The organism is Paenibacillus durus (genome assembly GCF_000756615.1).
GTDB lineage: Bacteria > Bacillota > Bacilli > Paenibacillales > Paenibacillaceae > Paenibacillus_AQ > Paenibacillus_AQ durus.
The window spans coordinates 2,863,492-2,885,879 of sequence record NZ_CP009288.1 but is presented as its reverse complement, the minus strand read 5'-3'; the positions used below and the strand labels follow the sequence as shown (position 1 = coordinate 2,885,879).

Below are 22,388 nucleotides of genomic sequence, written 5' to 3'. Positions count from 1 at the left end.
TCTTTCTCAGTATATGACGGGACGTGTCTCCATGTGCCTCAATCGATCAGATCGCCTTGAAAAATTTGTTCTTTCTGGAGATAGCTTCGCAGCGGCGCGAACTCGGCGGATGTCCAGAAGCTTCCATCCTGGAGCAGCTCGGCGGCATCGCCGCGTGCCTGCTCAAGTACGGCAAAATCAGCCGCCATGTCCGCGAGGCGAAACTCCGGCAGACCGCTCTGCTTCGTGCCGAAGAAATCGCCTGGGCCCCGCAGCTCGAGATCGCGCCGCGAGACTTCAAAGCCGTCGTCCGTTTCGGTCATCGCTGCCATGCGCTCGCGTCCGACCTCCGATTTCGGATCGGCCACCAGCACGCAATAGGAAGCATGCTCTCCCCTCCCGACGCGACCCCGAAGCTGGTGGAGCTGGGACAGTCCGAACCGGTCGGCGTCCATGATAATCATCAGGGTGGCATTCGGCACATCGACGCCTACCTCGACGACTGTCGTCGATACGAGCACATGTATTTCATTATCGTAGAAAGCGCGCATGACCTCGTCCTTCTCACCGGGAGTCATCCGGCCATGCAGCAGGCTCACCCGGAAATCGGGAAAAGCCTGAGACAGCTGAATATGCAGATCAATTGCGTTCTGTACATCCAGCTTGTCCGATTCCTCGATCAGCGGACAAATGAGGTACGCCTGGCGCCCCTGCCCTACCTCGCGGCGGACCAGGTTCAGCACCCTCTCCATCATATCCGGTTTCACCCAATACGTAGAGATCGGAATGCGCCCTTTCGGACGCTCGGATAAGGTGGAGACATCCATATCGCCAAAGACGGTTATCGCCAGCGTTCGCGGGATCGGGGTCGCCGTCATCGTCAGCACGTCCGGATTGTAGCCTTTACGCCGCAAAATACTGCGCTGATTCACTCCAAACCGGTGCTGCTCATCCGTAACTACGAGGCCGAGTTCCCTAAAGAATACGTCCTCCTGAATCAAAGCATGTGTTCCGACGACCACATCGACGAGGCCCATTTGCAGCGAGGCCAGCAGATCCTTGCGCTTGCGGCCGTTCACGCTGCCGGTCAGCAGCGCTACGGAAATGCCGAACGGCTCGAACATCGCCTGAAGCGATCTGCTGTGCTGTTCGGCCAAAATCTCCGTCGGCACCATCAGCGCTCCCTGAAACCCCGAACGGACCGTCGCGAACAGCGCGATTGCCGCGAGCGCCGTTTTGCCGGAACCTACATCGCCTTGGAGAAGGCGGTTCATGCAGTAAGCAGAACGCATATCCTGCAAAATCTCAAGCTCCGCTGCCTTTTGGGCGTTGGTCAGCTCGAACGGGAGACTGCGTACGAATTGGCGGACCGTTGCGTTGTCCACCGTATGAACCATGCCGTCCATCCTGCCCCGATTGAGCGTCCGGAAAGCCTGAACCTTCAGTTGGAACAGAAACAGTTCCTCGTATACCATCCTTCTACGGCCCTGCTGGCCTTCCCGTGAATCCTCGGGCTGATGGATCGTGGCGATCGCCCGTTTACGCGGCATAAAATCGTATTTATGCATGATCGGCTGCGGCAAAACTTCGGGGATCATATCCCCAAATTGCAGCAGCGCCTGGGCAATCGTCTTGCGGAGCCAGCTCTGCGTAATTTTGCCGCCGACGGAATACACAGGCTGCAGCGTTCCGGTCTTTCCTTCTCCTCGATCCGGAAATTCATAATCGGCCACTGTAATTTGCGACCGCTTCTGATCCCACTTTCCGCTGATGACAACTTGACGGCCCGCCGTCAACTGCTCCCGCACATAGTGCCGGTTGAACCAGGTAGCCGTAAACATCCACGGCTCCGCCATCATTTTGCAGCTGAGGCGCGACTTCCCGCCGAATCGCTGAAGCACCGGGATGCCGATGACTTTGGCCTCGACCGTTACTTTATCCCCGTTCTTCACCTCGCTGAGCGATTTCGGGCGGTAGTCCTCATAGCGGAAAGGATAATACTCCAGCAAATCTTTCACTGTAAATATGCCAAAGGCGTGAAGCTCAGCCTGCTTTTGAGCGCTCACGCCACTAATTTGTTTAACCAAGGTTGTATCCAAAGACAGAATCATATTCATCCCTCATCTACGCGGGCCATACAAATACGGCAAGCGTACCGTTGCCGACATGACTTCCAACAACAGGCCCTACGTTAGTCAACACTTTTTCCTCCAGTGTAAAATACGCGGAGAGCTCCTGCAGAAATTCTTCACCAGCAGTTGGCTGTGCGGTGTGTCCGACAGCCACATTGATTTTATCGATACCTTGCAGATCCTTCTTGAACAGCTCGATCATGCGGGCCACCGCCTTTTTCCGTCCTCTGACTTTCTCTACCGCATAGATAACGCCTTCCTCGTCGATTGACAGAATCGGCTTAATATTGAGCAGTGTGCCAAGGATAGCCGAAGCTTTGCCAATCCGGCCACCCTTTTGCAAGTATTCCAGCGTATCCACCAGAAAATAAAGCTTGCGCGAGCGGCGAAGCCGTTCGACAGACTCCAAGATTTCCTCCGGGCCTTTCCCTTCGGCAGCCAGACGGGCTGCATGAACCACCAGCAAGCCGAATCCGTAAGAAGCGGATAATGAATCGAATACGGTGATCCGGCTGCCTTCTTCCTCCAGCATCGATTTGGCAAGCAGCGCGGATTGGTAGGTTCCGCTCAGCCCGGAAGAAATATGGAAAGACAATATCGGACTATCCGGATATCGCTCCAAAATATTTCTGTACACATTCATATATTCAACCGGCGACGGCTGTGACGTGGTCGGGAGCTGCGGAGACCTAGGAAGCCGCTCATAGAACTGTTCCGGCGTCATATCAACCCCGTCGCGGTAAGATTCCTCCCCGAACATGAGGGTAAGCGGCACGACATGGATGCCGTAAGCTTCCGCCATGGACGGAGGGATATCAGAAGTGCTGTCGGTGACGATTACGGTATGATTCATGGTAAACCTCCCTTCGTACAGTTTCTGGGCTTAAGCTTCTACCGAGAATAAATAGAAATACAGCGGCTGACCGCCTTCGTGAATTTCAACCTCTGCATCGGGATAATTCGCTCCGAGCCAGCCTTCCAAGGCTTCCGTATCCTCAAGATTGGCTTCTTGCCCTGTCAAAATAGTAATAATCTCGCCTCCGCTCTCCAGCATCTTGGACAGCAGCGCCTGGCTGGCAGACAGCAAATCCTCGGCTGCGGCGATAATTTTAGAATTGGAAATACCGATATACTGCCCCGCCTTGATGTCCATTTCCTCGTATTTGGTATCCCTGACCGCATACGTGACCTGCCCCGATTTTACCCGATCAATGGCATTCAACATTCTATCCGTATTACTGTCTACCGATTCTTCCTCTTGGAAAGCGAATGCGGCTGCAATACCTTGAGGAATGCTCTTGCTTGGAATAACCGTAATTTCCCGTTCGCCTTCCAGGATTTCTTTAGACTGCTCAGCGGCAAGAACGATATTGGAGTTGTTCGGCAAAATATAGATATGCTTGGCTGAAATGGACGATATGGCGTTCACGAAGTCCTCTGTGCTCGGATTCATCGTCTGGCCGCCTGCCAGCACTACATCAATGCCCAGGCTCTTGAAGATATCAGAAATCCCGTCACCGGAGGATACTGCGATAAAGCCATATGGCGCCAAATCATCCGCCGGGGGTACCGCGGGCGCCTCTATGCTGCTTTTTTCTTCGGGAATATCTGCAAATACTTCAGGACTCGGGGCGATGTCCATCCCGGCTGTCAGTAAATCACGGTGCTGCTCGCGCATATTCAAAATATGAATTTGGGCAATCTCCCCGTATAGAAGCGCGAGATTCAACACTTCACCCGGAGCCTTGGAATGAACATGAACCTTAATGGTGTCATCGTCAGAAATGACGATAATGGAATCGCCATTCACCGATAACGCTTTCCGGAATTGATCCTCGTCAAATGCCTCAGAATGGGGACCGCCCAACTGGCGGTTGATAAAGAACTCCATGTCATATAAGAACTCGATATCCTCCGTTGACAGCTGCGACTGGGCCGATACAGGCACATGTGCCGGTTTTACCTCCGGCTTGGTCAGCACTACTGCCTGCTCTGCGGGCACTGCCCCACGGGCGGCTTGTCCTTGTCCGGAATCCGCGAACTGCCCACTCGTTAAAGACTCTAAAAAGCCTTCATATATATAAACCAAACCTTGACCACCCGAATCCACAACTCCCACCTGCTTAAGCACCGGCAGAAGATCCGGCGTTCCCGCAAGCGCCTCTTTCGCTTTGGCCAGAACTTCGGTCATCAATACATTAATATCGGTTGTCCGCCGCGCCAGGAAAACAGCATGTCTTGCAGCTTCCTTAGCTACAGTCAGGATGGTCCCTTCCACAGGCTTGACTACCGCTTTATACGCGGTATCCACACCTGTCTGCAGCGCAGCCGCAAATTGTTGAGAGTTCAATTCTTCGTATGCGGCGGCAGAACGGCCGAATCCGCGGAACAGTTGGGACAAGATAACCCCGGAGTTACCGCGCGCGCCCATCAGCAGGCCTTTCGACAGAACGCTGGAACATTGTCCAATGGAAGCGGAATGATTCTTCCCCAATTCACCCACCCCTGCGGTCATCGTTAAGTTCATATTGGTCCCCGTATCCCCATCCGGAACCGGAAAAACATTCAGGGAATTCACGTGCTCCGCATGCTGCTGCAGCTTCTCAGCGCCGGCCAGTACCATAGCTGTAAAATCTATTCCATTTATAGAACGCTTACTCAATGAAAATTCCCCTTCCTGCCTTCATGCCTCTCGTAGCTAACACAAACTAGACACAATACGCTAATCTATATTGTACTATAAGCAACTTCAGAAATAAATGTTTTTGAACCGGTTGACGGGGCATTTTTTACTGTGATATTATATTTAAGTATTGTTTTATGCAGGCTAACGCAACAAGGAGGTGTAATGATGTCCCGTAAATGTGCTGTAACTGGCAAGAAACCGAGCAGCGGCAACCACGTATCGCACGCCAACAACCGTAACCGTCGCTCCTGGGGAGTTAACGTTCAAAAGGTCCGCATTCTGGTTAACGGCAAACCGAAGCGTGTATACGTAAGCACCCGCGCCCTGAAGTCCGGTAAAGTAGAGCGCGTCTAGTTTCCAAACTTAATCTCAAACAAAAAGCACCCTTTACATTAGTAAGGTGCTTTTTTTCATGTTGCTTTCTTCTGCTTACGGCCTTCAGCTCTTCTGAAATGTATTCAAGATCGCCTTGACAAACCCTCCCAAAAACTTCGGCAGCTTAAATGTATAAAATTTCATGTTTCACCCTCCGATCAATGCTGCAGCCCTCATTAAGACACAAAAAAGGCTACATGAGATTTCTGCTCATGTAACCATATTTATGCGATGCTAACTTGGCCTATACCACTTGACCTTTACTCCTGTTAGCGGGCTTCAGCCGCCGCCCGGATCGCGGAAATGGCCGCCGCCCGGTCGCTTTGGCCGAACACGGCATTGCCGGCGACCAATACATCCGCCCCAGCTTCGGATACGATACCCGCCGTCGCTTCGGCAATCCCTCCGTCAACCTCGATACGCAGATCATGGCCGATCTCTGCCGCCCACTGGCGAATTTCCCGGATTTTATGCACGGTGCCGGGGATGAATGCCTGTCCGCCGAAGCCGGGGTTCACGGTCATGACCAGGACCAAATCGACATCCGCCAGCACTTCCCTCACAGCGGAGGCGGGCGTTCCCGGGTTGATCGCCACACCGGCGAGCAGACCAAGCTCCTTAATTTGATGAATTACCCGGTGCAGGTGAACGCAAGCTTCGGCATGGACGGTAATGACCGCCGCGCCGGCCGCCGCGAAGTTGGCAATATAGCGTTCCGGCTTCTCAATCATCAGGTGAACATCCAGGGGCAGGGAGGTATGGGCCGATACTGCCTTAACGATTGGCGGACCGAGTGTAATATTAGGCACGAAATGGCCGTCCATTACGTCCACATGAATCCAGTCCGCGCCGGAGGCTTCAACCTCGGCTACGTCGGCGCCGAGTGCGGCGAAGTCCGCTGATAGTATAGAAGGAGCAATTTTGATCATATATCAGTACCTCCGCTTCTTGTCTTTCATTTCATTAAAAAACAGCTTGTAGTGTTCATAGCGGCTGTCCGAAATCTCTCCGGCCTCCCAGGCCTCGATTACTCGGCAGCCCGGTTCGTGAAGATGGCTGCAGCCGCGGAATTTGCATTCCGCCGCTAATGGAACAAACTCGCGGAAGCAGGCAGACAGTTCCTCCACTCCAAGCTCCAGAAAATCCAACTGGCTGAAGCCAGGCGTATCCGCCACATAACCCCCATCGCCGATATCCATCAGCTCGACATGCCGCGTCGTGTGCCGTCCCCGCCCAAGCCGCATGCTGATCTCGCTTGTTTCCAGAGAAAGCCCGGGAACGAGCCGGTTAAGCAGCGAAGATTTGCCTACGCCGGACTGGCCGGCGAACACGCTGATTGCGCCTGCGAGCCGCTTCCGGAGCTCCTCGCTGCCCGAGCCCGTCCGCGAGCTTGTCACCATCACTTCATAGCCGATCTGCTCGTACAGCTCTTTAACATGAGCGATGCCCTCCCCGTCCTCTTCCGCCAAATCCCGTTTGGTTAGCACAATGATCGTGTCCAATCCGGAATGCTCGATATGCACGAGAAATTTATCGAGAAGCTGCAGATTGAGGTCTGGTTCCCGGACGGAAAACAACAGCACCGCCAGCGTAACATTCGCCACTGGCGGACGAATCAGTTCGGAATCGCGGGGATGAAGTTCATCCACCATCCCCTCTCCATTCTCGGTCAAGGAATAAATGACCCTGTCGCCGACAAGAGGAGACTGGCCTCTCTTCTTAAAAATACCACGGGCTCTGCACTGAACGATTTCATCCTCCGGAGAGATCTTTCCTTCCCGGAGCGGTTTCACATAATAATAACCGCTTAAAGCCTTAACGATTACACCTTCAGGCATGAACGAAGCCTTCCTCTCTTTGATTCAGCGGGTATGATGGCAATACGTCTCCCGTTTGCTGCAAGAGCGGCTGTTTAAGCGGCCGCTCTTGTCTTTGACTAGTTTTTGCGATTATTTCTTATCTTTACCTTTATGTTTGGAAGTGGTGTCCTGATTGTCATTACCTGATATGATCTGCGTACCGCTCGCACTGTCCCCCGTCTGATTGACGCCTGGCTCGCCCCCGGTATCTGGCGTAGCGCCTTCCGTTCCGGGCGCGGTTACCGGATCTGCAGACGGTTCGGTGCCGGCAGGCGTCGCGGCCGGAGACGGCGATGGCGGATTGACCGGCGAAGGCTCGGGAATTGGCACCGTACCGTTCTTTGCATCCATGTACGAGACGGAATACGTATCGAAGAACTCTCCATCCTGGTACACCATGACAGCCCCTTCCTTATTTGGAGCGAGAATAAGGTTCACCGACAGTACCTGGGTTTTGCTGATCGTGCGGGTTCCCCAATCCTGTTTCTCGCCATTGTTGCGCGCATCGACAAATTCGATCCGGATCTTGGTCTTCTTCCCTTCCTGCACCGGAGATACCGGAAGGTTGAACGTGTATTCCAGCGCTTCAGGCGGATAGCCGTCGCTGATATATAAGGTGATTTTCTCGCCAGGTTGCGCCGCTGCGCCTTTTTCATACGGCCATTGCTTCGTTATCTTGCCCTTTTCTATGGAAAAGCTGGATTCCCTCTTCACATCACCGAGCTCCAGACCTAGCTCCTCCAGCTTGGCTTTCGCTTCCGATTCGGAGAGGCCCGTTAAATCCGGCATCGTGATGCTCTCCTGGCCTTTGCTGACTGTGATCGAGATAGCAGCGGTATCCGGATCATATTGGCTGCCTGAAATCGGATTCTGCCGGAGTACCTCACCTTCCGGAATTTCTTTGCTGAATTCGCTGTCCTGTGTTATTCGGCTCTGCTCTACACCTTGCGCTACCAAAGCTTCCACCGCTTCGTCATAAGTCATCCCGGATAACTCCGGCATTGACAGGAGCGGTTTGGCAATGCTTACCTTAAGCGCGATGGTCGTTCCTTCTTTTACCGTCGTATCCGGCTCTTTGCTCTGCTCGAAGACGATCCCTTCAGCAAAGTTAGCATTGTACTCCGTCGTTACCGGCTCCTCCAGAACAAGTCCCGCATCGGCCAGCTTGACTTTCGCATCGTCCAGCGAAAGACTGACTAGTTTGGGGACTGTTACTTCAGGAACAACCAGCTTCGCGTTTACATACCACACCACCCCGGCCATCGCCAGCAGGAGCAGCAGCGTAAGCCCGATCCACAGTGCGGGTCTTCCCCAATCTTTTTTCTTCTTGGCAGACGGAGGATCGTCCTCACGGATCATTCTATCCTCGCCGCGGCTGCGCAAGCCGTTGCTCCTGGGAATCGGCTTGATGGCCGGCATCACCCTGGTTCTGTCCTCATCATCATCCATGAATGATACCTTCTGTTCGCTCCGGCGCTCCGGCAGCAGACAGGTTTCCAGATCCTGTAGCATTTCTTTAGCCGATTGATAGCGCTCCTCAGGATTTTTGCGCATTGATTTAAGGATGATGTTCTCCACGCTTTGGGGGATCATCGGATTCAGCTTGCGCGGCTCCTCAAATTCCTCTTGAAGATGCTTCAGCGCTACGCTGATTGGACTCTCGCCCAGAAAAGGCAGGCTGCCGGTCAGCATTTGATAGATCACGATGCCGAGTGAATACAAATCCGATTTTTCACCTGTGGCGACTCCCTTGGCATGTTCCGGAGAAAAATAGTGCACCGAACCGACGACCGAACCGGTCTGTGTAATCGTAGTCGACGTTACGGCGCGGGCTATGCCGAAATCGGTCACTTTGACACGGCCGTTACGCCCGATAAGTATGTTATGCGGTTTGATATCCCGATGGATAATCTGATTCTGATGGGCATGATCGAGCGCGTCACAGATTTGGGTGGCGATTCTCACGGCTTCGTCCACCTGTAGCGGCGCCCTCTCCTTGATAATTTCGTTCAGATTCTTGCCTTCCACGTATTCCATAACTATATAATGAATTTCATCTTCCTGTCCCACGTCGTAAATGCTAACCACATTGGGATGAGAAAGCGATGCAGCAGATTGCGCTTCCCGCCGAAACCGGCGAATAAATTCCTCATCATGTACAAATTGGTTCCGCAATACTTTAATAGCGACATTTCGATTGAGCAGAATATCATGTGCCCTATATACAAGCGCCATTCCGCCCCCACCGATCCGCTCGATGACTTGGTAACGGCCTCCCAACTCGTGACCGATCATCTCTCCCACTCCTTTGATTCGGGCACAGCGGCCTCCTCATGATGTTCCAGCATGGCGACGCTAATATTATCGCCGCCGCCGGCAAGCAAAGCCAGCTGAAGCAAACGGTCCGCTCTTTCCTTAAGCGATATTTCCTGCATGCCGGCAATCTTCCCCAAGTGCTCGGCACTAACAAAATTGCTCAATCCGTCGCTGCACAGCAGCAGCACTTCACCCGGTTCAAGCGTTATTGGAATCAAATCGACTTTGATGTCCTCATCCGTTCCAAGAGCGCGTATAAGAACGTTGCGCCGCGGATGGGTATCCAGTTCCTCGAGCGTAATCTGGCCGTTCTTGAACAGCTCGTTTACCAGTGTGTGATCCTCGGTCAACTGCCGCGCCTTACCATCCTGAATTATGTAAGCTCTGCTGTCGCCGATATGGCCAATGTAGCCCGACTGGCCTGCGAGCAGCGCAGACACGACAGTCGTCCCCATGTTGTGGTAACGCTCGTCACTGGCAGCTTGCTTGTAGACGGTATCGTTGGCTTTCATTATCGCGTCCGACAAGACCGCGCTTAACTCTTCACCGGAAAGACCGGACGCAATTCCGTCCAGCCCCTCCCGGACAGACTCAAGCGCCAGGCGGCTTGCGGTATCACCCGCCAAATGCCCTCCCATACCGTCGGCGATAATACCCAGCGTATATCCTTGGCTCGTAACACCGGTCCAGACCGAATCCTCATTGACGGTACGTACCCGTCCAATGTCGCTGGCATGAACTGTTCTGATCAAAAGACCTCACCTCAACTCCATATGTTTGGCGCGTAATTGTCCGCATGCGGCGGCGATATCATGGCCCTGTTCGCGGCGAATCGTCACATTGATTCCCTGATCGGCCAGAATCCGCTGAAATTGGAAAATATCATTACGTGAAGTGCGCACATACTTGCGTTCAGGCACATAGTTAACCGGAATTAGATTAACATGGCACAGCATATGTTTTAGCACTCCGGCAAGCTCTTCCGCATGCTCCGGCTGATCATTTACGCCGCCGATCAGCGCATATTCGAAACTGATGCGCCGTCCTGTCTTTGCCTGATAATAGCGCAGCGATTCCATCACTTCATCAAAAGGATAACGGCGGTTGACCGGCATCAGCTTTGAACGAAGCGCGTCATTCGGCGCATGAATGGAGATCGCCAGGTTGATCTGGGTATCCTCATCGGCAAACTTATAAATACTCGGGACAATCCCGCTTGTTGATACCGTTATATGCCGCTGCCCGATATTTAATCCTTTTTCATGGATCATCAGGCGCAGAAATCTCATGGTGGCGTCATAATTCTCAAACGGTTCGCCCGTGCCCATGATAACAATACTGCTGACGCGTTCGCCGCGGGCATCCAGAATCTGCTGTGAGCGCACGACCTGCGCCACAATTTCGCCTGCCGTCAAATCCCGCTTAAGTCCTCCAAGAGTCGAAGCGCAGAAGGTGCAGCCAATCCGGCAGCCCACCTGGGTTGTTACGCATACACTGTTGCCGTAATTATGCTTCATGATGACCGTTTCAATGGCATGATCGTCATGCAGTCCGAACAGAAACTTCACTGTTCCATCTTTCGATTCGAGCTTTGTAATTTCCGAAAGGGCGTTAATGGAGAACTGTTCATCCAGCTTCGCCCGCAAAGACTTAGGCAGGTTGCTCATCGAGTCAAAATCGCTGACGCGCTTGACGTACAGCCAATCAAAAATCTGTCCGCCCCGAAAAGCCGGTTCTCCGTTATCCTTGGCCCACTCTACCAACTCTTCGAGGGTAAAATCGTATATTAAAGGTTTCATTATCGTGATCGCACCTGTGCTTTCTTAAAGATGTCTGAACTTATAGGATATTCGTTCAAGAGTTATTCATATTATTTCTCATCCTGCCTATTTTAACACAAATCACACAGAGGGTAAAAGAAAACCCGCCGAGGCTGGCCCGGCGGGGGTTAAGACAATCGAGATCCGATCAGCGGCTCTATTGGCGGAGCCGTTCAAGAATGGCGATATAGAAGCCGTCACTTCCGTAATGTTGGGGTAAGATTTGCATCCCTTGGCCACTGGCAAGAACGTTATTGCCAAGACGGTTCCAGAGTGGTGAAGAGAATGTCACAGAGGCGAATTCTTCGCTGCGTTCCAAGAAGGAACTAACGATATTACCGTTCTCCAACCGGTCGAGCGTACAGGTGCTGTACACCAGCACCCCGCCCGGCTTCAGCAAAGCAGCGGCCGAATCCAGCAGCTTAGACTGCAGCTCGGCAATCGCCGCCGAATCTTCCGGCTGCTTGGCCCATTTCAAATCCGGTTTGCGGCGGATCACGCCCAATCCCGAACAAGGGGCGTCCAGCAGAATCCGGTCGAAGGAAGCAGGGGCGAATTTCTTCCCGAGTTCCAGTGCGTCTCCACTTCCGGTACCGATGCATTCAAGACCAAGGCGCCCTGCCTGATCGAAGATCAGCGCGGCTTTATGCGGATGCAGATCATTGGCATAAATGGAGCCTCGATCCTTCATCAGCTCGCCCATATGCGTCGTCTTGCCTCCGGGGGCGGCGCAGCAGTCCAATACCTTCATGCCGGGTAGAGGATTAACAGCCTCGGCCACAAGCATGGAGCTTTCGTCCTGAATAGACAGAAGACCATCCCGGTACCAAGATGAGAGCGCCAGATTGCCGGCTCCTCTCACGACGATTCCATAAGGACTCAGCTCGGACGGCCGGGCATTGACTCCCTGACCGAGCATCTCTTCAAGCAGCCGATCGCGGCTGGTCATCGTCGTGTTCACCCGGACGCTTACGGCAGGCGGCTCATTATTGGCCTTGCAGATCGCTTCGGCCATGTCCGCTCCGAACTCGTCCCGCCACCGCTCTACCATCCACAGCGGATGTGAATGGAGCAGAGCAGTCCGCTCTTCCCAGGACATTTCCTGAGGGATGACCGGCAGCGGTCCCGCGCGAAGGATACTCCGCAGCACGCCATTCACCATGCCCGAGATGCCTTGATGGCCGCGGCGCTTGGCTAGATTGACAGCCTCGTTCACCGCCGCGTGAGGCGGTATCCGGTCAAGGTACATAATCTGATAAAGACTTAAAGACAACAAGCAGCGAACCCAGGGCTGAAGCTTATCCAGCCCTTTGCTCACAAAGCCCTTCAGGACATATTCCAGCGTATTCAGACGCGAAATCGTCCCATACACGAGCTCAGTGGCCAGTCCCGCGTCCTCACGGGACAAGGCTGCCTTCTGCAGACTCGTATTAAGCAGCAGGTTGCTGTATGCCCCTTCCTGCTGAACGCGCACCAATACGTCAAGGGCTGTTTCTCTCGCCGAAATGCTCCTGGCAACGGTTCTTGCCCCGCCTGCGGCACCGCGCCCTCTGCCGGTCCCGCCGCCTTTGGGTGCAGCCTTACCACGTTCCGAGCCTACGCGGCTGTTCAGATTGTTCCCGCCTGAAGGTGTTCCCCGTCCGTTAGGCCCGCTCATGCCAGCACCATGCCGGGCTTCATCGTTCCGCCGCGGGCAAAGTCTCCCGCAGCCATTGCCTTCTTCCCGGCGGGCTGGACAGTAAGCAGATGAAGGCTTCCGTCGCCGGTCTTGACTTCAATGCCGGCCTGTCCCAGGGACAGCACGGTTCCCGGTTCGGGTCCATCGCCATGGGCAGAAGCGCCGGAAGCATTGGCTGAAGCAGCCGTGCCAGGTGAAGCGGCAGCCCATATTTTGAACGTCTCGCCATTCCAGAGTGTAAAGGCGCCCGAAAAGGGAACCAGACCGCGGATGCGGTTATAAATTTCCCGCGAGCCCGCGCTCCAATCGATCCGCTCATCCTCCCGGCTCAAATTCGGCGCGTAAGTCGCCTGGCTGTCATCCTGAGGCTCCGCAGTTACGGGTCCGGCAAGCAGACGTGGCATTTGAGACTTCAGCAAATCCCGGCCTGCCTGGCTCAGCTTCTCAAACAGGGTGCCTGACGTATCGTCATCCTCAATCGGGACCTCAACTTTTGCGATCATATCTCCCGTATCCAGTCCTTCCGCCATGTACATCAGGGTCACGCCCGTTACGCTTTCGCCATTTATAATGCTTCTCTGGATTGGCGCCCCTCCCCTGTATTTGGGCAAAAGCGATCCATGCACATTCACGCATCCACGGGAAGGCAGGTCCAGTACGGCTTTGGGCAGAATCTGCCCATAAGCGGCCGTAACGATTAGTTCCGGTTCATAGGCGGCAAGCTCCGCTACCGCCTCCGGACGCCGCATACGTTCAGGCTGGAGAACCGGAAGGCCCAGCGCCTCTGCAGCCGCTTTGACAGGCGATGGTGTCAGTATCTTCTTTCTCCCCTGCGGCCGGTCGGGCTGGGTGATGACGGCAGCGACTTCATAGCCTTCATCCACCAGCATTTGCAGACATGGTACCGCGAAAGCGGGTGTGCCCATGAACACAATCTTCATTTCATTCACTCCCCGGTCTGGCTGCGTTCCGCATTAATTTCGTAGACCTTCTCCGCGATATCCGTGAACAGCACGCCATTCAGATGGTCGATTTCATGCTGGAATGCCCGGGCGAGCAGCCCGCTTCCCGTTATGGTAATCTCATTGCCTTCACGGTCAAGCCCGCGGACGGTTACTGTCTCCGCGCGGCGAACGTCGCCGTTAATGCCCGGAATACTCAGGCATCCTTCCGGGCCGAACTGCTCGCCTTCGGATTTAATGATTTCCGGGTTGATCATCTTGATCAGACCATGTTCTTCATCGGCGTCCACCACAATCAGCCGTTTGAGAATTCCCACCTGCGGAGCAGCAAGACCGACGCCCTCGGCGTCATACATCGTATCCGCCATATCATCCAGCAGTTTTTGCACATTGGGTGTAATTTTCGTAACCGCTTTTGCCGTCTTGTGCAGCACTTCGTCAGGCTCTTTCACTATTAATCGTATCGCCATTTCGCTATCACCTTCCTGGTTTTGTATATATGTTATGCCAAACGGCGTTACATCAGCATTTGGGGATCAACATCAATGCTGATTTGAAGCACCGGATCACGAAGCGAATCTTCAAGTTCTTCCGACACCTCGCGGGCCAGCCCGATCGCATCAATGGTTCCCCGCCATTTAATCATGCATTGGAACCGGTATCGTCCCTTTAATCGGGGCAGCGGGGAGGCTACGGGTCCGAGCAGATCGAGTCCGTCCGAAGTCAGCTTGTCCAGACTGCCGAACCACCGGCGCTGCCTTGCCTTTCCCTGAATGCTCATCGCATAGTTCTCAGCCATGCGCAGCGCCACCGGCATTTGTTCATGCGACAGCGTCACAAGAATCAGCCGGCAGTAAGGCGGATAGTGGAGCGCTTTTCGATGTTTCAGTTCTTCTCTTACGAACGAGGCATAGTCATGCCGGCTGGCGTGAATGATGGAGTAATGGTCCGGTGTGTAGGACTGAACCAGCACCTCTCCGGGAAGCTTATGACGTCCTGCCCGTCCCGCCACCTGTGTAAGAAGCTGGAATGTCTTCTCGGCAGCACGGAAATCGGGCAGGTTCAGCGCCGAATCCGCTGTAATGACGCCCACAAGCGTCACGTCAGGAAAATCAAGCCCCTTGGCTACCATTTGCGTTCCGAGCAGCACATCGGCCTTCTTGTCCCTGAATTGTCCCAGCAGCTTCTCATGCGAGCCTTTCTCGGTCGTCGTATCGACATCCATCCGGATGACCCTCATTCCCGGAAACAGCTTAACCAGCTCTTCTTCCACACGCTGCGTTCCCGTTCCGAAAAAACGGATATGTTCGCTGCCGCATTCCGGGCAGACCTCTGGAGCCGGCTCCGCATGACCGCAGTAATGGCAGCGCAGATTATTGCTCCGGCTGTGGTACGTCAGCGAAATATCGCACTCGGGACAGCCGGCGACATAGCCGCAGCTGCGGCACATCACAAAGGTTGAGAAGCCTCTGCGGTTCAGCAGAAGCACGGTCTGCTCCCCTCGCTCAAGCCTGCTCTGCAGCGCCGCGTGAAGTCCCCGGCTGAACATGGAGCGGTTGCCTTCCTTAAGCTCCTCGCGCATGTCCACCACCTGAACCGCCGGAAGCTCGTTTCCCAGCGCCCGGCTTGGCATTTCCAGCAGCACCGGCGAGAAATTGTCGTCGCTTTTCGACCTGGCGGCGTAATAGCTCTCCAGCGAAGGCGTCGCCGATCCCAAAATGACGACCGCATCACCTAGCAGGGCCCGGCGGACGGCCACATCGCGCGCATGATATCTCGGATTTTCCTCCTGCTTGTAAGAGGTTTCATGCTCCTCATCCATAATAATCAGGCCTAGATTGCCAAACGGAGCGAATATCGCAGAGCGCGCGCCGACGGCAACCGACGCTTTGCCTTCGCGAATCTTCCGCCATTCGTCATAGCGTTCTCCGGAAGACAGACGGCTGTGCATGACCGCAACCCCGCTGCCGAATCTTCCCTTGAAACGTTCCACCATTTGAGGAGTTAAAGATATTTCGGGAACGAGCACAACAGCCTGTCGGCCCTGCTCGACGCAGTGCTGGATGCACTGAAGGTAGATCTCTGTCTTTCCGCTGCCGGTTACGCCGTGAAGCAAAAAGGTCTCATGCCGCTGCTCGTCGATGGCACCCACAATACGTCCATATACCGCTGATTGCTCCGAGGTAAGCGGAAGCGGCGCACTCGGCTTGAAGTCGCGGCCGCGGTAAGGATCCCGGTAGACCTCCACCTCGGTAATCTCGATCAACCCTTTGTCTTCCAGTCCTTTCACCGTTCCAGCGGTTACCTGCAGAGCGGACAGCACGTCCTTGAGCGGCATCGGAAGCATCGCGTCCATATCGATCAGGAACGATAGGACCTCCTTCTGGCGGGCGGATCTCGCAGGCAGATTATTTAGCGCTTCCCGCGCAGATTCAGGTTCCATCGTCAGATCAACAGCTTTAAGCCTCTTCTTGCCCATTTTGTCCTTGATCGATTGGCTTTCCTTCAAGACGCCCCGCCGAAGCATGAATTTGATCGTTTCCGCCCCGTCCGGAAAAGCCCTGGACAGCTGCTTCATCGACACCTCGCCGGCGCGGCGCACAAATTCAGTAATTTCCCTTTCCTCCCGGCCGGTATCTGGAAAAATTGGAAACCACTCCTCATCAGGAAATAACGTTCCCTCTTCATCCCTCGGTTCAGGCTCAGCAGTCCCAAGCGAAATAAGCCGTTCGGCTTTGCCTTTAAGCGCCGTCGGCAGCATTGCCTGCAGCGCCGAAATCCGGCGGCAGGCATATCGTTCGCTCATCCAATCCGCCAGCTCCACGAGCTCCGGCGACAGCGGAGGAATGAGATCAAGCACTTCCTGGATCGGCTTGATTCCCTGGATCGCTTTCACATCGCCATACTCCAGGGACACGACGAAGCCCTGAACAGTTCGGTGCCCGAAAGGAACAGCCACCCGGCTGCCTACCTCAATCCATACTTTTAAAGATTCCGGTACCTTATAATCGAAGGTTTTGTCGGTGCTGCGCACGGGAACATCGACGATCACCTTGGCGATATCCATTACAGACCTTCTTCCGGCAGCCTGTCCGCTGCAATGGCGAGCAGCCTGCGGGCTACCTCATCCTTAGAGAGCAGCGGCAGTTCCTCCACAAGACCTCTTCGGTCATAAATCGAGACAATATTCGTATCAACGCTGAACCCGGCTCCCGGTACACCCACATCGTTGGCGACGATCAGGTCAAGATTTTTGCGGACCAGCTTGTCTTTGGCGTACATTTCCGCATTGCCGGTCTCCGCTGCAAAACCGATCAGAAGCTGATGCTGTTTGCGCTGGCCCAAAGTTTCCAGAATATCAACGGTCTTTACCAGCTCCAGAGTCATGGTATCGCCGGTCTTCTTAATTTTGGTGTCGGCCCTCTCCTTCGGGCGGTAATCCGATACGGCGGCAGCCTTGATCAGAATATCACAGTCCTCCCAGACGGCCGACACGGCGTCATACATCTCTTCGGCGGATTGAACGCGCACAATGTTCACGTCCAGCGGCGGCCGTTCATCCGTCCTAGCGGCTACCAGCGTCACCTCTGCGCCCATTTCCTTGGCAGCGCGCGCCAAAGCAAAGCCCATTTTGCCGGAAGAATCATTGGAAATATAGCGGACAGGATCGATCCGTTCCACCGTGCCGCCGGCCGTTATAACGACTTTTTTGCCGGCCAGTTTACGGCTCCCGGCCTGTTGCTCAAAATATGCCTCTACACAGCTGACGATGGTCTCCGGCTCCTCCATCCGTCCTTTGCCGACGTAGCCGCATGCCAGCAGCCCCTCACCGGGTTCGATGAACTGGATTCCGCGCTTAGCAAGAATATCCAAATTATTCTGCACAGCAGGATGCTGGTACATATGCACGTTCATCGCCGGAGCGACCATTACGGGCCCTGTCGCCGCCAGCAGCACGGTCGAGAGCATGTCATCAGCGATGCCATGAGCCATTTTGGCGATAATATTTGCCGTGGCTGGCGCCACCAGCACAAGATCGGCCGAATCGGCCAAATCAATATGTGAAACAGAGGACGGATCGCGCTCCTGGAACGTATCGCTGAACACCCTCTGTTTCGACAATGTCTGCAATGTCAGTTCTGTAATGAACTGCTTGGCCGAAGCCGTCATAACCACATGCACCTTGGCACCCTTTTGTACAAGCTTGCTGCACAGGGCGGCCGCTTTATACGCCGCGATTCCGCCGGTGATGCCAAGCAATATCGTTTTGCCTTTCAACATTTCCGTCCCTCCTGCTCCCCGTGTACACGGAAAGAATCCGGTTTGAGAGAATACGGCTGCGGCTTCATGAATGAAGAGACAACCGCACTCATGTTCATATAACAATCCGAATACGAGTAAATTTTTAAAAAAATAACAACCTTCCGGTTGTCAGGAACAGCCCCGTCCGGGCTATAAATGCAATATAGATCAAGCGCACGGGGTGCTTTCGGCATCTGCAGCCCTTCCTTCTAAATAAAGAGCCGCAGCGCCAATCGTCACAAAAAAGATATATCTATTCAAAGCTTAATCGGTGGTCTTATCATCTACCCGGGATACGGTGATGATGTCCTTATATACTTCTTCGAGCGCAATCCCGACCTGCTTATGGGATTTCGGAGACTTCAGTTCGGAGTGGCTTCCTTCGCGAAGCTGTCTTGCGCGTCTTGCGGCGGCGACAACAAGCGAATATTTGCTGTCGACTTTGTTCATCATTTCATCAATCGATGGATATAACACAGGGACACCTCTTCAATTAATTTTATTTCTATTAATCGCCCAGCTTATCTTATTTTACAATGTTCGGCAATAATAATGCTTTCTATTCGTTCGCAGGCAAGATCGATTTCATCGTTAACCACTGCGTAATCATAGTGCCGCATCAGGCTGATTTCGTCTTCGGCGACCGTCATACGGTGATTGATAATGTCGTCATGCTCCGTGCCGCGTCCGCGAATACGGTCTTTGAGCTCATCCATCGAAGGAGGAAGAAGAAAGACAAAGATGCCTTCGGGAAACTTCTCTTTGACTTTAAGCGCGCCCTGCACCTCGATTTCCAGGATGATGTCTTTTCCGCTTTCCAGCGTCCGTTCCACGAAATCACGCGGCGTACCATAAAAGTTGCCCACGTATTCCGCGTATTCCAGCAGTTCATCATTGTCAATCATCTGGAGAAACTGCTCCCGGGATTTGAAAAAATAATTGACTCCGTCCTGCTCTCCCTCACGGGGCTTCCGCGTGGTCGCCGATACGGAATAGACGAGCTCCGGTATTCTCGGGCGCAATGCAGTGCATACCGTTCCTTTACCGACTCCGGACGGGCCGGACAATACGATCAGCAATCCTTTTGACATAGTACACTCCATTAGTCTTTATTCGTCATTATCGTCATCTTTACTGGACAGCCTGTGAGCCACGGTCTCCGGCTGAACAGCCGACAGTATGACATGGTCGCTGTCCGTAATGATGACGGCACGGGTGCGTCTTCCGTAGGTTGCGTCGATCAGCATATGCCGGTCTCTCGCTTCCTGGATAATCCGCTTAATCGGAGCCGATTCCGGGCTGACTATGGAAATAATCCGATTGGCCGATACTATATTTCCAAAGCCGATGTTGATGAGTTTGATTGCCATGTTCCGGTTGTTCCCCCCATTAGTTACATCTTCGCTTGCCCAGTCGCTACTCCATATTGGCAGCCTGCTCGCGGATCTTCTCCAGCTCTGCCTTCATTTCAACAACGCAGCTGCTGATCCCCGCATGATTGCATTTGGATCCGATCGTATTCGTTTCCCGGTTCATCTCCTGTATGAGAAAATCCAGTTTCCGGCCAATCGGCTCCCCGCTGTCCAGCAAAATCCTGCACTGCTCAAAATGGCTGCGCAGACGGGTCAGCTCTTCATCAATATTGGAGCGGTCTGCGAAAATAGCTACTTCCATTCCGAATTTATGTTCGTCAAAAGGGAACGTGCCGTCTTGAAGAGCTTCCAGCCGCTGCCGAAGCTTGTCCCTGAATTCAATCACGGCGGCAGGAGCCATTCCGCTCATTACGCCGTGCAATTCCTCAAGCCTGCCCAGCCGTTCCGCAATGTCGGCAGCCAAAAAGCGCCCTTCCCGGGCACGCATTTCTGCCAGGGCCTTAACGCTTTCTTCCAATCCGTTAACAAGCAGCTCTTGAAAGGAATCGCCATTCTCCGGCAGTGTGGTCAAGGCGCTCTCGCCGCTCTCCATCACTCCCGGCAGAGTCAGCAGGTTCGTGATATCCAGCTCTCCGTTCACGCCAAATTCCTTCTTCAGCGATTCCGCCGCCGCCAGATAGGATTTCACGGCCAAGCGGTTCAGAACCGGCCCGCCCGCGTTCTCCTCGTGCTCCCTGTTGATAACGACATCCACCCGGCCGCGTCTGACGTATTGCTGGACTTTTCTTCGCAGCGTATCCTCAAATCCGTTCCACTCCCGAGGCATCCGCAGCACGATTTCGCAGTAACGGTGATTCACCGATTTGACTTCGAAAACGATCTTGCTGCCGCCATAATGCCTCGACGATTGACCGTATCCGGTCATGCTAAATGACATCGGTATCACATCCGTTACACTATTGTAAATGATTCTTTCTAGCGAAACAAGGGGGACAATTGGCGTCCCGACTTCGCCCATACATGCTCCATAAGCTGAACGCTCATATCATAGAACATGAATGGAGTCATCAAATAGATCCCGTTAAAGCGCTCCGTGGCCGCGTCCAGCAGTTCCTTGGCAATCGCTACGCCTTCGGCCCGTCCCGCTTCGCCCTCCAGCCCTTTCATCCGGCTGCGCACCTCTTCGGACAGTTGAATGCCGGGCACTTCGTTATGAAGATACTCAGCGTTCCGTCCGCTGGCCAGCGGCATGATGCCGATGAATATCGGGATGTTCAGGTGAGCCGTTCTATCCGCGATCGTATGAATCAATTCCTTATCATATACCGGCTGGGTCATGATATAGTCGGCTCCGAATGCGATCTTCTTCTCCAGACGCTCGACCGCCTTGCCCAAGTGCTTCACGTTAGGATTAAACGCTGCCCCGATCACGAACTTGGCTTTCTGCTTAAGCGCCTTGCCCGAAAAAGCGATGCCGTCATTAAGCTGCTTGATCATCCGGATGATCTCAAATGACGTCAAATCGTACACCGAGCTTGATCCCGGGAGATCTCCAAACCGCGCCGGATCGCCCGTCACGGCAAGCACATGGTCGATCCGAAGCGCATCCAGGCCCATCAAATGCGATTGGGTGCCGATTAGATTGCGGTCCCGGCAGGCAATATGCACCAGCGGCCGCAATCCCGTCTTTTGCTGAACCAGGGAACCGAGCGCCATATTGCACATGCGGGTGACAGCCAGCGAGTTGTCCGCAAGGGTTAGCGCATCCGCGCCTGCCCTGCGCAGCGCTTCCGCTCCCTTCATGAATTTCGATATATCAAGGTCCCGCGGCGGGTCCAGTTCCACGATCACCGTATGCCGTTCCTTCACGAGATCGATAATAGTTGTTTCTCCCCCGTCTGCGAAGGAGTCATCCGCAAGACTCTCCTGTATCCGGACGCTTATCTTCTCCCGCGTCACCGGCTCCGGCAGAGGGAGCGGTTCATAGCCTGTAAGCGCCGCCGAAATTTCGGCGATATGCTGCGGCGTCGTTCCGCAGCAGCCGCCTATGATCCGGCAGCCCATGTCGGCGAATGCGCTCGCCATCTCGCCGAAATATTCAGGCGATGCCCCGTACTTGTAGTGACCGTCCACATAGTCGGCCAGTCCCGCGTTCGGATATACCGACACCGGCAGCGTCAGCTTGCCCTGGAGGGTGCCGAGCGCTCTTTTGATGCCAATGGGACCGGTGCGGCAGTTAAAGCCGATAACATCCGCGCCGTCATCTTCCAGAATACGGAATGCCTCCGGAAGCGTGAGCCCGTCCATCGTCATCGCCGTCTCATCGACAGCGAACTGGCAGATGACGGGCAGATTGCTTAATTTGCGCGCGGTTCTAAGCGCCAGATGCAGCTCCTCCAGGTCGTAGAACGTTTCGAGCAGGATGCCGTCCACATCCTCTTCTAGCATCGCGCCGATCTGCTGGCCGAAGTATTTCTTCAATTCGGAAGCGGACAGACTGGCGCGCTTGCCTGCACGGATCGACCCTACGGCGCCCACGACATATCCGGCGCTGCCGGCGGCCTTTCTGGCGATCCGGATGCCGGCCCGGTTAATCTCCTCCACCTTGGATTCCAGACCGAACTTGGACAGTTTATCGTAATTGGCCGAATACGTATTGCTCTCCAGCAGTTCCGCACCCGCCTCAATATAGCTGCGATGCACTTCTTCGATAACCTCGGGCGAAGTCAGATTCAATTCTTCATATGATATGCCGACGGGAAATCCTTTCTGATACAAAAAGGTTCCCATTGCCCCGTCGCCGACCAGCACTTTGGCGGCCCAGGCAGACCGCAAATCCAGCTTCACAGAGCAGCCCCTCCCCTGACATTAGTTTCATACTAATGTAACATAAATCGTAAGGAAAG

Annotated in this window: 20 protein-coding genes; 1 reads left to right on the top strand and 19 read right to left on the bottom strand. The window is 54.2% G+C overall.

The genetic code is table 11. The features are described from left to right. Positions 1–38: 38 nt before the first annotated feature. Genes recG through PDUR_RS12300 form a run of 3 tightly spaced genes read right to left on the bottom strand, consistent with a single transcriptional unit; the run spans position 39 to position 4,773 of the window. The gene (gene recG, locus PDUR_RS12310; protein ID WP_042206525.1) at positions 39–2,090 is read right to left on the bottom strand and encodes an ATP-dependent DNA helicase RecG; all 2,052 of its coding nucleotides are present in this window, start codon (positions 2,088–2,090) and stop codon (positions 39–41) included. Between the two features lie 13 nt (positions 2,091–2,103). Beyond that, positions 2,104–2,964, bottom strand: a complete 861-nt coding sequence (locus PDUR_RS12305; RefSeq protein ID WP_042206524.1) for a DegV family protein — start codon at positions 2,962–2,964, stop codon at positions 2,104–2,106. A gap of 30 nt (positions 2,965–2,994) precedes the next feature. Then, positions 2,995–4,773, bottom strand: a complete 1,779-nt coding sequence (locus tag PDUR_RS12300) for a DAK2 domain-containing protein (RefSeq protein ID WP_042206523.1) — start codon at positions 4,771–4,773, stop codon at positions 2,995–2,997. A 189-nt stretch (positions 4,774–4,962) separates the two neighbouring features. Between PDUR_RS12300 and rpmB the strand changes: the two genes are divergently transcribed. Next, positions 4,963–5,151 (top strand): 50S ribosomal protein L28, encoded by a 189-nt coding sequence (gene rpmB / locus PDUR_RS12295; protein WP_025334690.1) that lies wholly within the window; start codon positions 4,963–4,965, stop codon positions 5,149–5,151. 84 nt (positions 5,152–5,235) lie between these two features. Here rpmB and spoVM read toward each other — a convergent pair whose 3' ends face one another. The 16 genes from spoVM to PDUR_RS12210 all read right to left on the bottom strand — a co-directional run bounded on the left by spoVM (position 5,236) and on the right by PDUR_RS12210 (position 22,329). Beyond that, a complete protein-coding gene (gene spoVM / locus PDUR_RS12290; RefSeq protein WP_006675261.1) occupies positions 5,236–5,316 on the bottom strand; it encodes a stage V sporulation protein SpoVM in 81 nt (26 codons plus the stop codon). A 125-nt stretch (positions 5,317–5,441) separates the two neighbouring features. Beyond that, entirely contained in the window at positions 5,442–6,101 is a 660-nt protein-coding gene (gene rpe / locus PDUR_RS12285) for a ribulose-phosphate 3-epimerase (RefSeq protein WP_042206522.1), read from the bottom strand. A gap of 3 nt (positions 6,102–6,104) precedes the next feature. Further along, complete coding sequence (gene rsgA, locus PDUR_RS12280) at positions 6,105–7,010, bottom strand: ribosome small subunit-dependent GTPase A (protein ID WP_042206521.1); 906 nt, start codon at positions 7,008–7,010, stop codon at positions 6,105–6,107. A 111-nt stretch (positions 7,011–7,121) separates the two neighbouring features. Then, positions 7,122–9,326, bottom strand: a complete 2,205-nt coding sequence (gene pknB / locus PDUR_RS12275; RefSeq protein WP_042206520.1) for a Stk1 family PASTA domain-containing Ser/Thr kinase — start codon at positions 9,324–9,326, stop codon at positions 7,122–7,124. Next, entirely contained in the window at positions 9,323–10,099 is a 777-nt protein-coding gene (locus PDUR_RS12270) for a Stp1/IreP family PP2C-type Ser/Thr phosphatase (protein ID WP_042206519.1), read from the bottom strand. Before PDUR_RS12270 ends, pknB begins: the two co-directional genes overlap by 4 nt. 6 nt (positions 10,100–10,105) lie before the next feature. Beyond that, the gene (rlmN, locus tag PDUR_RS12265) at positions 10,106–11,146 is read right to left on the bottom strand and encodes a dual-specificity RNA methyltransferase RlmN (protein WP_042206518.1); all 1,041 of its coding nucleotides are present in this window, start codon (positions 11,144–11,146) and stop codon (positions 10,106–10,108) included. A gap of 178 nt (positions 11,147–11,324) precedes the next feature. Continuing rightward, positions 11,325–12,824: a 16S rRNA (cytosine(967)-C(5))-methyltransferase RsmB gene (gene rsmB / locus PDUR_RS12260; protein WP_081949497.1), complete on the bottom strand. Its 1,500-nt coding sequence runs from the start codon at positions 12,822–12,824 to the stop codon at positions 11,325–11,327. Then, positions 12,821–13,786, bottom strand: a complete 966-nt coding sequence (gene fmt, locus PDUR_RS12255) for a methionyl-tRNA formyltransferase (RefSeq protein WP_042206517.1) — start codon at positions 13,784–13,786, stop codon at positions 12,821–12,823. Before fmt ends, rsmB begins: the two co-directional genes overlap by 4 nt. 5 nt (positions 13,787–13,791) lie before the next feature. Then, positions 13,792–14,277, bottom strand: a complete 486-nt coding sequence (gene def / locus PDUR_RS12250; protein ID WP_042206516.1) for a peptide deformylase — start codon at positions 14,275–14,277, stop codon at positions 13,792–13,794. Positions 14,278–14,324: 47 nt separating this feature from the next. Continuing rightward, a complete protein-coding gene (gene priA, locus PDUR_RS12245; protein WP_042206515.1) occupies positions 14,325–16,874 on the bottom strand; it encodes a primosomal protein N' in 2,550 nt (849 codons plus the stop codon). Further along, positions 16,874–18,088: a bifunctional phosphopantothenoylcysteine decarboxylase/phosphopantothenate--cysteine ligase CoaBC gene (gene coaBC, locus PDUR_RS12240; protein WP_042206514.1), complete on the bottom strand. Its 1,215-nt coding sequence runs from the start codon at positions 18,086–18,088 to the stop codon at positions 16,874–16,876. Before coaBC ends, priA begins: the two co-directional genes overlap by 1 nt. 285 nt (positions 18,089–18,373) lie before the next feature. Beyond that, entirely contained in the window at positions 18,374–18,586 is a 213-nt protein-coding gene (gene rpoZ, locus PDUR_RS12230) for a DNA-directed RNA polymerase subunit omega (RefSeq protein WP_042206512.1), read from the bottom strand. Between the two features lie 44 nt (positions 18,587–18,630). Beyond that, on the bottom strand, positions 18,631–19,200 hold the full coding sequence (gene gmk / locus PDUR_RS12225; RefSeq protein WP_042206511.1) for a guanylate kinase: 570 nt from the start codon (positions 19,198–19,200) through the stop codon (positions 18,631–18,633). Between the two features lie 18 nt (positions 19,201–19,218). Next, the gene (gene remA, locus PDUR_RS12220) at positions 19,219–19,479 is read right to left on the bottom strand and encodes an extracellular matrix/biofilm regulator RemA (RefSeq protein WP_006209218.1); all 261 of its coding nucleotides are present in this window, start codon (positions 19,477–19,479) and stop codon (positions 19,219–19,221) included. Positions 19,480–19,525: 46 nt separating this feature from the next. Next, entirely contained in the window at positions 19,526–20,419 is an 894-nt protein-coding gene (locus PDUR_RS12215) for a YicC/YloC family endoribonuclease (RefSeq protein WP_042206510.1), read from the bottom strand. A gap of 38 nt (positions 20,420–20,457) precedes the next feature. Continuing rightward, entirely contained in the window at positions 20,458–22,329 is a 1,872-nt protein-coding gene (locus PDUR_RS12210; RefSeq protein WP_042206509.1) for a bifunctional homocysteine S-methyltransferase/methylenetetrahydrofolate reductase, read from the bottom strand. Positions 22,330–22,388 lie beyond the last annotated feature (59 nt).

Bases quoted from the DNA above. Each gene is read 5' to 3' on its own strand.
- rsmB (WP_081949497.1), bottom strand. From the start codon at position 12,824: ATGAGCGGGCCTAACGGACGGGGAACACCTTCAGGCGGGAACAATCTG.
- recG (WP_042206525.1), bottom strand. From the start codon at position 2,090: ATGATTCTGTCTTTGGATACAACCTTGGTTAAACAAATTAGTGGCGTG.
- rsgA (WP_042206521.1), bottom strand. From the start codon at position 7,010: ATGCCTGAAGGTGTAATCGTTAAGGCTTTAAGCGGTTATTATTATGTG.
- fmt (WP_042206517.1), bottom strand. From the start codon at position 13,786: ATGAAGATTGTGTTCATGGGCACACCCGCTTTCGCGGTACCATGTCTG.
- rlmN (WP_042206518.1), bottom strand. From the start codon at position 11,146: ATGAAACCTTTAATATACGATTTTACCCTCGAAGAGTTGGTAGAGTGG.
- rpmB (WP_025334690.1), top strand. From the start codon at position 4,963: ATGTCCCGTAAATGTGCTGTAACTGGCAAGAAACCGAGCAGCGGCAAC.
- rpe (WP_042206522.1), bottom strand. From the start codon at position 6,101: ATGATCAAAATTGCTCCTTCTATACTATCAGCGGACTTCGCCGCACTC.
- spoVM (WP_006675261.1), bottom strand. From the start codon at position 5,316: ATGAAATTTTATACATTTAAGCTGCCGAAGTTTTTGGGAGGGTTTGTC.
- priA (WP_042206515.1), bottom strand. From the start codon at position 16,874: ATGGATATCGCCAAGGTGATCGTCGATGTTCCCGTGCGCAGCACCGAC.
- remA (WP_006209218.1), bottom strand. From the start codon at position 19,479: ATGGCAATCAAACTCATCAACATCGGCTTTGGAAATATAGTATCGGCC.
- coaBC (WP_042206514.1), bottom strand. From the start codon at position 18,088: ATGTTGAAAGGCAAAACGATATTGCTTGGCATCACCGGCGGAATCGCG.
- gmk (WP_042206511.1), bottom strand. From the start codon at position 19,200: ATGTCAAAAGGATTGCTGATCGTATTGTCCGGCCCGTCCGGAGTCGGT.
- def (WP_042206516.1), bottom strand. From the start codon at position 14,277: ATGGCGATACGATTAATAGTGAAAGAGCCTGACGAAGTGCTGCACAAG.
- PDUR_RS12305 (WP_042206524.1), bottom strand. From the start codon at position 2,964: ATGAATCATACCGTAATCGTCACCGACAGCACTTCTGATATCCCTCCG.
- pknB (WP_042206520.1), bottom strand. From the start codon at position 9,326: ATGATCGGTCACGAGTTGGGAGGCCGTTACCAAGTCATCGAGCGGATC.
- PDUR_RS12215 (WP_042206510.1), bottom strand. From the start codon at position 20,419: ATGTCATTTAGCATGACCGGATACGGTCAATCGTCGAGGCATTATGGC.